This is a genomic window from Streptomyces sp. NPDC003300, assembly GCF_040610915.1.
In the GTDB taxonomy this organism is placed as follows: Bacteria; Actinomycetota; Actinomycetes; order Streptomycetales; family Streptomycetaceae; genus Actinacidiphila.
In genome coordinates this window covers 182639-194807 of the sequence record NZ_JBEXNE010000006.1, presented here as the reverse complement: position 1 = coordinate 194807, position 12169 = coordinate 182639, and the positions used below count along the sequence as shown (strand labels likewise).

Sequence of the window (12169 nt, the reverse complement as noted above, 5' to 3'; positions counted from 1 at the left end):
CGTCCGTCCGGGAGTCCGTCATGACGTCGTTCCCCCTGCCCCCTCTCCCCCGCACCACCGGGTCGTCCGCCGCCGCGTCCGCTTCCCCGTACACGCCCAACACCGCCTTCCGTCAGTTGCGCGGCGACCGGTCGCCGGGCGAATTCGCGGCGGCGGTACGGCGCGCCGCCCGCGAGATCGGCGAGCACGTGAGCTGCGACGCGCGGTACATCGGGCGGCTGGAGAGCGGGGAGATCCGCTGCCCCAACTACGCCTACCAGCGGGTCTTCCGCCATCTGTTCCCCGGCCTGACCTCGGCGGACATGGGCTTCGCACCCCGCCGGGCGGTACGGGGCCGCGCCCGCCGCTCCCCCGAGTCCGGCGCCGCCGCCGGTCCGCCCGCCCTCTCCGTCCTGCCCTCCCCCACCGGCCCCACCGGCCCCACCGGCCCTTCCGGCCCCACGGCTTCCGCCGGCCTTCCCGATCCGACGTACGAGGAGAGCGACGTGCTGCGTCGCGCATTCATGACCGGCGGCTCCGCCGCCCTCGCCAGCACGCTGGTGCCCGCGCAGGGCGGCCGGGACCGAGGCCGTACGACCGGCCGCGCCGGTTCCTCCGAGGTACGCGCCGTCCACGAGTCCGTCCGGCAGATCCGGCTGCACGACGACCGGCACGGCGCCGACGGCCTCTACGACGACGCCGGGGACGCCCTGCGCACGGCCTACCGGCTCCTGGACGAGAGCAGCCACGGGCCCGCCGTCGCCGCCGGGCTCGCCTCCGGCGCCGGTGAACTGGCCATCTCCGTCGGCTGGTTGGCCCACGACTCCGGGCGGCTCACCGAGGCCCGCTCGTACTACGCCGAGGCGCTGGCCACCGCCCGGATGGCCGGGGACTCCGCCCTGGAGGCCCACGCCTTCTGCAACACCGCCTTCCTCGCCCGCGACGCCGGGCGCCCCCGCGAGGCCGTCCGCGCCGCCCAGGCCGCCCAGCTCCTCGCCCGCTTCTTCGGCTCCCCCCGGCTGCTCTCCCTGCTCGCCCTGCGCGAGGCCGGGGGGCGCGCCGGGCTCGGCGACCGGCGCGGCTGCGAACTCGCCCTCTCCCGCGCCCACTCCCTCTTCGCCTCCGGCCCGCGCGACGCCGACCCCGCCTGGATGACGTTCTTCGGCGAAGCCGAACTCTCCGGCCTCGCCGCCCAGGCATGGTCCGCCCTCGGCGCCCACTCCCGCGCCGCTGCCGCCGCCCGCGAGGCCGTGCGCCTCCAGGACCCGCACTTCACCCGGAACATCGCCCTGTACGAGGCCGAACTCGCCCTCAATCTGGCCGCGTCCGGCCAGCCCGAGGAGGCCCAGGCGGCGCGCTCGCGCGCGCTGCGCCTCCTCGGACAGGTCCGCTCCTCCCGCATCCGCGCGATGCTGGTGGCGTAGCACGCGGCACCTCAGCGGACCCGGTCGTAGACGAGGGACAGCGTCCCGTGCTCGCCCGCCGCCCGCCTGGCCGCTAGCCCTCTTGCCCTTTGTCTTGCCCGCCCGCCCACCCGTGCGGGTGTTTTCTTCGTCTGCGGGTGCCGCTTGTGCCTGGTCGGTGCCGGTCCGGGGCACCTCCTCGAAATGCGGCTACCTGGTCGTGGGTATCCAGTGCCCTTCTTGTCACCGCATTTCTGCGGGGGCACCCCGGCCCGTCCCCTCCCGGTCCGTCGGCGTCCGCCTGTCCGTGAATGGCCGGGGAGGGTGTCCAAGACCGTGAGGGCACCCCGCGCGTCCTCCACCCAAGGGGCTGCATGGGTGGCCCCCTCACACGGTCCGCGGGCAGACGGGTGCCAAACCAGACGGTCCCCGCCGATCCCCACGGCGGAGGAACAGCCGGGCGCCCCCACCGGTCTTTGACACCTCCCTCAGCCACAGCGCACAGGCACACGCCGACGTACTGGAGCCCTCGCGCCCACCCCGGCAGGTCGACGGCGGCGCAGGACCCGCACCCCACCCCCGTCCGTCACCACAGCCGACCGTCAGACGCCGACGTGCCCGAGCCCATCCATCCCCCTCCCGCCGCCGCGGGCGGGTCGGGGGGCGCAGGGGCCGAGCCCCCACCCACCCCCCTCCCGGCAACCCCCACCGGACCGTCGGACGCCGACGTACCGGGAGGGGACGGGGCGGGGTGCCCCCGCAGAAATACGTTGACGGCCGGGTGCCGGATTCGTAAAGGCCAGGTGATACGGATTTCGAGGAGGTACCCCGGCCCGGCACCGACCAGGCACAAGCGGCACCCGCAGACGACAAAGCACCCGCACGGGTGGGCGGGCGGGCAAAAACGGGGCCCTGCCGGAGGAGCCGCACTTCGTAAGCCCAGGGCACCGTCTACGCGCGTAGGCCGAGACAGGTTACCCTCATGCGCGTGAACGCTTCTGTGAATGCCGACCCCTACGCCGCGGCCGACGCCGCCGCCGCCCGCCTGCGCGAGCTGACCGGCGCCGAGACCCACGACGTCGCCCTGGTGATGGGCTCGGGCTGGGTGCCCGCGGCCGACGAGCTGGGCGTGGCGGACTGTGAGCTGTCGATCACCGACCTGCCGGGCTTCCCGGCCCCGGCGGTGGAGGGCCACTCGGGCAAACTCCGCTCCGTGCGGATCGGCGGAGTGCGCGCCCTGATCTTCCTGGGCCGTACGCACCTGTACGAGGGCCGGGGCGTCTCCAGCGTCGTGCACGGAGTGCGCACGGCGGTGGCGGCCGGCTGCAAGACGGTGGTGCTCACCAACGGCTGCGGCGGCCTGCGCCCCGGTTACCTGCCGGGCCAGCCGGTGCTGATCAGCGACCACATCAACATGACGGCGACCTCGCCGATAGTGGGCGCGAATTTCGTCGACCTCACCGACCTGTACTCGCCGCGGCTGCGGACGCTGTGCCGCGAGATCGACCCGACCCTGGAGGAGGGCGTCTACGTCCAGCTTCCCGGGCCGCACTACGAGACCCCGGCCGAGATCGGGATGGTGCGGGCGATCGGCGGCGACCTGGTCGGGATGTCGACCACGCTGGAGGCCATCGCGGCCCGCGAGGCCGGCGCCGAGGTGCTGGGCATCTCGCTGGTCACGAACCTGGCCGCGGGCATGACGGGCGCGCCGCTCAACCACGAGGAAGTGCTGGAGGCGGGCCGCGAGTCCGCGACCCGGATGGGTTCGCTGCTCGGGCGCGTCCTCGGACGTCTGTAGGCACGTGGAGCCCGCGGGCGCGTAAAGCCGGGTGGACGGGCCGGGTAGTACGTAAAACTGACCCTGCCGGTGGAAACCGGCCCTGCCGCCCCGCGCGGCGGCATCGGGTGGAGGGGCGGGCCCTGGCGGCCCGACCCACGTGGAACGGAGAGCGGCATGGCGGGCGGAAACGGCGGGCGTGAGCTGGTGGAGCGCGCGCGCCAGTGGCTGGCGGAGGACCCGGACCCGGACACCCGCGCGGAGCTGGCGGGCGTCCTGGAGGCCGCGCAGGCGGGCCCGGACGACCCGCGCGGCGCGCAGGCGCTCGCGGATCTGGCGGACCGTTTCAGCGGCACGCTCCAGTTCGGCACCGCGGGCCTGCGCGGCGAGCTGGGCGCCGGGCCGATGCGGATGAACCGCGCGGTGGTGATCAGGGCCGCCGCGGGCCTGGCCGCGTATCTCGGGGAGCGCGCCGAGGACGCCCTGGTCGTGGTCGGCTACGACGCCCGGCACAAGTCGTACGACTTCGCGCGCGACACCGTGGCCGTGATGGTCGGCGCCGGGCTGCGCGCCGCGCTGCTGCCCTCGCCGCTGCCGACGCCCGTACTGGCCTACGCCATCAGGCACTTGGGCGCCGCGGCCGGGGTGATGGTGACCGCGAGCCACAATCCGCCGCAGGACAACGGCTACAAGGTCTATCTGGGCGACGGCTCGCAGATCGTGCCCCCGGCCGACGCGGAGATCGCCGAACGGATCGCCGCGGTGGGCGCGCTGGCCGATGTGCCGCTGGCGGCGGGCGGTTGGCGGGTGCTCGGCCCCGACGTGGTGGAGGCGTATCTGGCCCGCGCGGCGGGCGTGGTCGCCGAGGGCGGCGCGCGCGATGTGTCGGTGGTCTACACGCCGATGCACGGGGTGGGCCTGCGGACGCTGATGGCGGCCTTCTCCCGCGCCGGTTTCCCCGCGCCGACGCCCGTGTCCGAACAGGCCGAGCCCGACCCGGACTTCCCCACCGTGGCCTTCCCGAACCCGGAGGAGCCGGGGGCGATGGACCTGGCGTTCAAGTGCGCCCAGTCCGTCGGCCCCGACGTCGTGATCGCCAACGACCCGGACGCCGACCGCTGCGCCGTCGCCGTACCCGACCGTGACTCCCCCGTTGGCTGGCGGACGCTGCGCGGCGACGAGTTGGGCGCGCTGCTCGCGGTGCACCTGGTGCGTACGGGCGCGGCGGTGGCCGGGCGCGACACGTTCGCGGCGAGCATCGTCTCGTCGTCGCTGCTGTCGAGGATCGCGGCGGGCGCGGGCCTGGCGTACCGGGACACGCTGACCGGCTTCAAGTGGATCGCCCGCGTCGAGGGCCTGCGGTACGGGTACGAGGAGGCGCTGGGCTACTGCGTCGACCCGGAGGGCGTACGCGACAAGGACGGCATCACGGCGGCGCTGCTGATCGCCGAGCTGGCCGCGACCCTCAAGCAGCACTCGCGCACGCTCACCGACCTGCTGGACGACATCGCGCTCGACCACGGTCTGCACGCCACCGACCAGCTCTCGGCGCGGGTCGCCGACCTCTCGCTGATCGCGGACGCGATGGCCCGGCTGCGCGATCGGCCGCCGGCCGCGCTCGCGGGCCTCGCGGTGACGTCGGCCGACGATCTGGCCGAGGGCAGCGAGCAGTTGCCGCCGACGGACGGGCTGCGCTACCGCCTGGCGGGCGCCGGGACCGTCGAGTCGGCGCGGGTGGTCGTCCGGCCGAGCGGTACCGAGCCGAAGCTGAAGTGCTACCTGGAGGTCGTGGTGCCGGTCGCCTCGGCCGCCGATCTGGGCGCGGCGCGGCGTACGGCCGACGAGGTGATGGCCGCGCTGAAGGCGGATGTGGCGTCGGCGGCGGGTATTTGACGGCGTGTCACATCGCGTGCGGGTCGGGCCCGTTCAGTCGCGGGTCAGATAGCTGAAGCCGGTGTCCGGGCCCACGCAGGTCTGGAGGGTGAGGTCGCCCCAGTAGAGGCCGTTGTCGGGGCCGCCCCTGCCGGGGTTGACGTAGGTGGCGTAGACGTGGAAGGACAGCGTGCCCCTCGGGGTGTCCAGGGTGACGCGGGTGCCGACCGGCAGCGGGGCGAGCTTGTCGTAGCCGCAGTAGTCGTGGCCGACGATGACGGAGGTCCGCATCTCGTAGCCGTCGGAGAGCGCCGGATCGGGTCCCGCGAACAGCACGGCCGCCCCGCACGCGTCGATGGTGGCCTGGTCGCCGCGCACGACGGGCCGTGACCAGTCGCCGATCCGCAACACCGTGGTGCCGGGCGGGTATTGACGCTCGGCGGCGGCCTTCTTCGGCGCGGCGGGTGCGCCGCGGGACGGGTTCGGCCCCGGCCGGGCGGCCGTCGTGGCGGGCGGCGGCGCGCCCGTCCGGGAGGGGGCGGCGGATGCCCCGGCTCCCTTCGTGCCCTTCGTGCCCTTCACGGCCTCGGCCTTCCCGGTCGGCGGCGGGAAGGCCGGTGGGGTGCTCGCGGCCGGATCGGCGTACGGACGCGGCCGGTTGGCGTCCCCGGCCGGTGACGCGGCGGACGGGTCGGGCACGGCGGGCGCGCTGGGCACGGCGGGCGCGGACGGCCGCTGTACGGGGACGCGCGTACGGTCCGCGGCGGCCGGTGGGGTGTGCGCCGCCGGGTGGGCGCACGAGGTCAGGGCCGCGGCCAGCGCGGTGGCCACGGACGCGGTCAGCAGCGCGGGTGCGTACGGGCGGCACCGTGGGCTGCGCGGAGGTCGCACGGGGCGCCGCCGCTCAGCCGAACCGGCCGTTGACGTAGTCCGACGTGCGTGGGTCCTGCGGGCGGTTGAACATGTCGTCGGTCGGGCCGTGCTCCACGATGACGCCGGGCGTGCCCTGTTCGGCGAGGAAGAAGGCGCAGGAGTCCGAGACACGGGCGGCCTGCTGCATGTTGTGGGTGACGATGACGATGGTCACGTCGTCGGACAGCTCGCCGATGGTCTGCTCGATGCGCCGCGTGGAGGTCGGGTCGAGCGCGGAGCACGGCTCGTCCATCAGCAGCACACGCGGCCGTACCGCCAACGACCGTGCGATGCACAGGCGTTGCTGCTGGCCGCCGGAGAGCGCGCCGCCGGGCTGCCGCAGCCGGTCGCGTACTTCCTTCCACAGCCCGGCCTTGGTCAGGCACTCCTCGACCAGGTCGTCGCGCTCGCCGCGCCCGGCCTTGACGCCGTTCATCTTCAGTCCGGCCAGCACGTTGTCGTAGATCGACATCGCGGGGAACGGGTTCGGCTTCTGGAAGACCATGCCGATCTCGCGGCGGGCGTGGGTGATCCGGCGGCCCCGGTCGTAGATGTCCTCGCCGTCGAGCAGGACCTGCCCGGCGAGCGAGGCGGTGCCGATCAGTTCGTGCATGCGGTTGAGGATGCGCAGGAAGGTGGACTTGCCGCAGCCGGAGGGGCCGATCAGCGCGGTGACGCGCTGCGCGGGCATGGTGAGCGACACCCGGTCGAGCACCTTGTGGTCGCCGAACCAGGCCGACACCTCACGGGCGTCGAGGGTCGCGGAACGGGAGGCGGAACGGGGGTCGGAGCGGGGGTCGCCGCCGGTCGGCGGGTCGCCGGGGACGGGCGGCAGTACGACGGTCTCGTCAGTCGCTGACATCGTGTTCCTCATATGCGTCGGGTATGCGTCGGGGCGGTTCGTGGCGGGCTCGGTCCGAAAGCGGCTCAAGCGGTCAGGTCCCAGGCGGTCAGGTCCCAGGCGGTCCGGCCTCCAGCACGCCGGTCCAGCACACCGGTCCCAAGTACGCCGGTCTCACAGCAGGTTGGGCAGCAGGCGGGTGGCCTCACCGGACAGGGCGACCACGACGGCGGCGAGCACCGGGACCGCGCAGATCCACGTCTGCCAGCGCCCCCAGCGCCGGTAGGTCCAGGTGACGGCGACCGCGACGAGCAGCAGCCCCTGCGTCCACAGCAGGATCGGCAGCCAGGCGGCCGGGTCACCGGCCAGCGGCTGCTCGGCCGCCGAGATGCCGCCGCCCGCCGCCGGGCCCGGCTGGACGTCGCTGACCAGTTCCGCGTCCACCCGCAGCACACCGTGCGGGGTGTAGAGGCCGCCGGTCGCGGTCATCAGGATCAGCCGGCCCTGTCCGGTGCCGGGCAGGGCGGGCGCCGGGTCGCCCGCGTGCCGCACTCCGGTCACCTGGTACCGCTGCTGGCCCTGGCCCGTCGTGACGGTGATCGGGTCCCCGGCCTTCAGCTCGTCGATATGGTTGAACGGGCTGCCGTAGCCCCACTGACGGCCCATCACGATGCTGGTGCCCGGCTGGCCCGGCAGCGGGGTGTCCCTGCGGTGCCCAGGACCCGACCTGAGCACACCGGACGTCGTGCCCTGGAAGACGACCTCCTTGAGGCCGATCGCCTTGATGTGCAGCACCGCGACCGGCGAACCCAGCGGCACGGGCTCGCCCTTGTCGTCCAGACGGCCCACCGGGGCCGTGCCCTTGGCGAGTTGGGCGCGCAGGTCGGCGTAACCGGTCTGCTGGGCGCGGGCGTGCTCGACGTGGCCGAGCAGCGTGAGATTGACGACGAATCCGAGCAGCAGCGCGGCCAGCAGGGTCAGTGCCGCGCCCGGGATGACGAACCAGGCGGCGGGCGGCTGTTCGGCCGCCCGACCTTTCTGCGGCTCGGCCGGTTCCGGCGGCGGCCCGGCGGCCTCGCGGGACGGTGACAGTACGGCCACGGGTGGCGCTCCTTCGCGTGCGTGCGTTTCGCTGACGTGCTCGGACGGGGGGGTCGGCGCCGCGGTCTCGTACGCGGCCCCGACAGCGGTCGTACGGACCGGTCGTAGCGGTCGGTCGTAACGGCCGGTCGTACGGCGGCAGTACGGCCGGTCGCCGGGCGGCGGACGGTCGGAACCGCCCGCCGCCCGGCGTACCGCGTACCGCGTACCGCGTACGGTCAGTCGCGCGGCGTCGGACCGAAGGTGAGCAACTTGCCGTCCCTGCGCACCCGGTAGGCGGCATAGCCGCCACCGGTCACCATCAGGAACGCCAGCACGCTCAGCGGGACGACACCGGTGGCTCCGGTGGCCGCCAGCGGGCCGTTGCTGCCGCCGGAGCCGCCCGACGTCCCCGACGAACCGCCGCTGGACAGACCGCCGTTGGACGTGCCGCCGTCAGTCGACGTGCCTCCGCCGTCCGCGCCGCCGGTGTCGGTGGGCGTGTCCGTGGGGGTGTCGGTCGGGGTGTCCGTGGGCTCGTCGGTCGGCGTGCCGGTCGGATCGTCGGTCGGCGAGGTGCCCGCGCCCGCCGTGAACGCGAACGTCTGCTTGATGCCGCTGGTCGCGCCGGTCAGCACCAGGGAGTGGCTGCCGTCGGCGAGGTCGGCAGGCAGGGTCACCGCGTAGTTGGCGATCTTGCCGCTGTTGTCGGCGGTCGCGTCGTCGGCAGCCGGGGACCCGTCCAGCGCGAAGGTGATCTTCTCGCCGTTCCCGCCCGTGGGGCCCGGCAGGAACCCCTCCGCGGTGACCTTGATCTTCTGGCCCTTGGTGAGCGCCGGGGTGTCGTGCAGTTCGGTCCCGGAGTCGTCGAGCACGGTCAGGTCGGGCTCGGCCACCACGGGATACGACACCCCGTTCTGGCTGGCGGCGAACTTGAGCGGGTCGCTGGGCGTGAACTGCGCCGAGAGCGTGATGACGCCGGGGTTGCCGATCCCTGGAATGCTCGCCGTCGCCACGCCGTTGACCAGCGGAATCATGTTCCCGCCGGTGACGGGCACGGCGCCCTGCTTGAAGGTCACGGTGCCTTCGGCGGTGTCCGGCGTGACGGTGGCCTTGAGGGTGATCTTCTTGTCCGCCACGGCCCGGCCCGCCGGGTCGACGGTGAGAACGACGGAGGTCGACGTCGGCGGGGTGACCGTCTTCACCGCCCAGTCGGAGCCGGTGATCTCGATGAACGTGGTGAAGGTCGGCAGGTCCCCGGCGGACGGGTCGGCGGACTTGCAGACCACGTCGATCGGATACGTGCCGTCGGCGAGTTCCACGCTTGACGCGTCGAACGCGGAGCTGATCGACCGGAGGATCGTGCCGTTGCCCCCCGAGGCCGGGAGCCGCGCGGTGATGGGGGCGGTCGAGAACGGGGCGCCGTTGGTCAAGTGGGTCGCCAGGAGCGACTCCGCGCCGTCGAGGACGATGTACACGCTCACGGCGTCCTGGTAGTTCGTGGGGCATGCCTGGTCGACCGAGACCGACGTGAAGGCCGGGGAGTCGTCGACGGTGCCGGCGGCGGGCGACAGCGTCACGTTCCCGGCCAGATCCGCGTTCGCGGTCCCCGCGGTGGTGAGGACCAGGGCCCCGGTGCCCAGGACCAGTGCGAGCACGCTCAGCAGCGCCGCGTGCATTCTTCGTTTCATGTCTCCTCGTCCCCTCGGGGATATGCGTCGGTCGTACGAGTCGTGCGGGTCGTGCGGGTCGTGCGGTGATCACGTGCGGGTCGTGCGGTGGCGGTGCCGTTCCCGCCGTGTCACGGCGGCAGCCGGGCATCTGGACGATGCCCGGCCGGTGGTACGTCTGTGCTGGTCAGCGCTGTTTCGCGGTCACTTCGTGGTGAAGGTGAAGGAGACCTGGACGAAGCTGCACAGACCGGTGAGGGTCAGGGTGTGGGAGCCGCGGGCGATCAGCTTCGGCACCGTCAGGTCGTAGCCGGTGACCGAGCCCCGCGCGTCGGTCGCCACCGGGGCGAAGAGCGCGAGGGCGTTGGACACGAACGGCAGCACCTGCTCCTGGCTCTGCGGCAGGAAGCCCTGCGCGGAGACCTTGATGTGCTGTCCGGGGGTCAACTGCGGGCTGTCCCCGAGGGCGTTGCCGTCCGCGTCGGTCACCGTGACGGACGGCGCGTTGACGAACGAGTAGCTGAGGACCGAGTAGTCCTGCGCGTAGGCGAGTTGGTCGGCGGGGATGAAGACCGCGATGTAACTGCGGACGTTCGGCGCGGTGTTGGCCGGCGGCTGGAAGGTGGCCACGCCGTTCACGACCGGCACCGGGGTGTCGTACACGGTGACGCCGTTGTCCGCCTCGAACTGGACGGCTCCGGGCACGCCGCCCGCGACCTTCGCGGTGAGCGTGAAGGGCTTGCCGACCTGGACGTGGTGGGCCGGGTCGGCGCTGAGCCTGACGCTGGTGGCGACCGGGGCGGCGTGACTGGAGACCTGCCAGGTGTCACCGGTCACGTCGATGAAGCCGGTGAACGTCGGGTGCTCGGGGAAGTTCGCCCGGTCGGCGTTCGCGCAGGTCACGTGGATCGGGTAGGTGCCGTCCGCCACCGGGACGCTGGCGACGTCGAAGGCGGTGGCGATCGACCGGACGATGGTGCCGTTGCCCGACGCCTCCGGGACCTGCGCCGTGACCGGGGCCTTGGCGTACGGGGCACCGCCGGTCAGGTGGGAGGCCAGGAGCGACTCCCGGCCGTCCGGCACCACGAGCGACACCGTGAGGGCGTCCTGGTAGTTCGCCGGGCACGCCTTGTCGACCGACACCCGCGCGAACGGCGAGTCGTCGTCGATGCCGGTGCCGCGGGCGGTGAGGGTGACCGTGCCCGAAGTCGCCGTCGGGGTACCGGTGGTGGCGCCTGCGGTGGCCGCCCCCGCGAGCAGCGCGCCCGTGCCCATGGCCAGTGCGAGCGCGCCGACCAGAACGCCGCGCAGTCTTCGTCTCGTCATTGTCTTCTCTCCCCCTGAAGGAGTCCGGTGTGTACGTGGCACCGCGTCGCGGTGCCGGGAGCGGCCGGGCGCCCCCGAGGGACGCCCGGCCCGGCGGACTGTGGTCCGCCGCTGTGACGGGTCAGACGACGGGTCAGACGAGGTCGCGGCTGACCAGGGTGGTCGCGTTGCCGCAGTTGGTGTCGGTGCCGAAGCCGTACTTGTTGATCACCGTGGTGGTGGAGTCGTACTTGGCGGTGCACACCTTGGAGGCGCTGCCGACGAAGGTGTTCTTGATGAGCGTCTCGCCGGTCACCCGGCTGTCCGGGATGACGTTGTAGACCTCACGCGTGACCGGGAACGCGGTGTTGAGGTTCCCGCTCGCGTTCAGCGGCGCGGTGGAGTTGACGGTCTTGAGCACCGCGCCGTTGCGACGGTCGGTCACGCCCGGCAGGGAGCGGCCCTGCGCGATGTGCTGCGCGATCGAGAACGGCATGAGGTCGTTCGGGCCCTGGAGGGCGCTGCCGTTGTGCTCCTGGACGGCGGCGCCGTTCGCGGCGGTGTCCTTGACGCAGGACGGCAGGGTGGTGGCGTTGAAGCCCAGCGTCGAGGCCCAGAACTTGCGGGTGCCGGAACCGGCCTGCGGCACCAGCGGGTGGACGGTGACGCCGCCGATGGTCGGGTACGTGCCGGCCGGCAGCGGGTTGCCCGCCGTGTCCAGGCAGTTGTAGACCCGGGTCAGGTCGGACGTGGCCTTCTGGGCGTTCGTCAGGGAGGAACCACCGGCCAGGTAGGTGAAGTTGGCGGGCAGGTTGGTGGTGGTCGCCGTCGCCGCCGTCACCGCGTCCACGGCGAACGGGATGAAGGTGAACTGGCCCGTGGCGTTGGGGGTGGAGGAGGACCGGGCGAAGTCGATGCAGTGGCTGCCGGCCGCGATGTCGGCGCGCAGCGCGTTGACACCGGCGCCCGAGCCGTCGGGGCGGGTGACCGACGCACAGGTGGTGTCCCGCGTCGAGATCGTGGAGGAACCGGTGGCGTCGTAGGACGCGATCAGGTTGCCGTCCGAGGAACCGGTCGGGTTCGGGTCGGCGATCTTGTTGCCGAGGCCGTTGAGCACGTCCTGCGTGGTGTCGGAGCCGACCGCGACGAGCGTGCGGTGGACACCGGCCGCCGGGTCGGCCTGAGCCGTACCGGCCACGATGGTGACACCGAGGGTCGCGGTACCGACCACGATCGCCGCCCGCTTGGCGAATTTCACGTTCACTGTATTTCCTCCGAGTCGATGCGGATGGAATTTCCAGACGTGTGACACGCAAGGAGAATTGATAAT

9 protein-coding genes are annotated in these 12169 nt (G+C 73.1%); 3 read left to right on the top strand and 6 right to left on the bottom strand.

Annotated elements, in window-relative coordinates; translation table 11 throughout:
- The first annotated feature begins 20 nt into the window (after window positions 1-20).
- The 3 genes from ABZX65_RS11775 to ABZX65_RS11765 all read left to right on the top strand — a co-directional run bounded on the left by ABZX65_RS11775 (window position 21) and on the right by ABZX65_RS11765 (window position 5052).
- Window positions 21-1403: a tetratricopeptide repeat protein gene (locus ABZX65_RS11775; RefSeq protein WP_355336926.1), complete on the top strand. Its 1383-nt coding sequence runs from the start codon at window positions 21-23 to the stop codon at window positions 1401-1403.
- A gap of 961 nt (window positions 1404-2364) precedes the next feature.
- A complete protein-coding gene (locus tag ABZX65_RS11770; RefSeq protein WP_355336924.1) occupies window positions 2365-3180 on the top strand; it encodes a purine-nucleoside phosphorylase in 816 nt (271 codons plus the stop codon).
- A gap of 156 nt (window positions 3181-3336) precedes the next feature.
- On the top strand, window positions 3337-5052 hold the full coding sequence (locus ABZX65_RS11765) for a phospho-sugar mutase (RefSeq protein ID WP_355336922.1): 1716 nt from the start codon (window positions 3337-3339) through the stop codon (window positions 5050-5052).
- 33 nt (window positions 5053-5085) lie between these two features.
- Here the strand turns inward: ABZX65_RS11765 and ABZX65_RS11760 are convergent, their stop codons facing one another.
- The 6 genes from ABZX65_RS11760 to ABZX65_RS11735 form a co-directional block, all read right to left on the bottom strand.
- Complete coding sequence (locus ABZX65_RS11760) at window positions 5086-5922, bottom strand: hypothetical protein (protein ID WP_355336920.1); 837 nt, start codon at window positions 5920-5922, stop codon at window positions 5086-5088.
- A 13-nt stretch (window positions 5923-5935) separates the two neighbouring features.
- Entirely contained in the window at window positions 5936-6805 is an 870-nt protein-coding gene (locus tag ABZX65_RS11755) for a phosphate ABC transporter ATP-binding protein (RefSeq protein ID WP_355336919.1), read from the bottom strand.
- A gap of 153 nt (window positions 6806-6958) precedes the next feature.
- The gene (locus tag ABZX65_RS11750) at window positions 6959-7885 is read right to left on the bottom strand and encodes a class E sortase (RefSeq protein WP_355336918.1); all 927 of its coding nucleotides are present in this window, start codon (window positions 7883-7885) and stop codon (window positions 6959-6961) included.
- Window positions 7886-8103: 218 nt separating this feature from the next.
- Window positions 8104-9555 carry a hypothetical protein gene (locus tag ABZX65_RS11745; RefSeq protein WP_355336917.1) on the bottom strand — a complete coding sequence of 484 codons (1452 nt, stop codon included), beginning with the start codon at window positions 9553-9555 and terminating at the stop codon, window positions 8104-8106.
- A gap of 183 nt (window positions 9556-9738) precedes the next feature.
- Window positions 9739-10860 (bottom strand): hypothetical protein, encoded by a 1122-nt coding sequence (locus ABZX65_RS11740; protein WP_355336916.1) that lies wholly within the window; start codon window positions 10858-10860, stop codon window positions 9739-9741.
- 133 nt (window positions 10861-10993) lie between these two features.
- Entirely contained in the window at window positions 10994-12103 is a 1110-nt protein-coding gene (locus ABZX65_RS11735) for a hypothetical protein (protein ID WP_355336915.1), read from the bottom strand.
- Window positions 12104-12169: the final 66 nt, after the last annotated feature.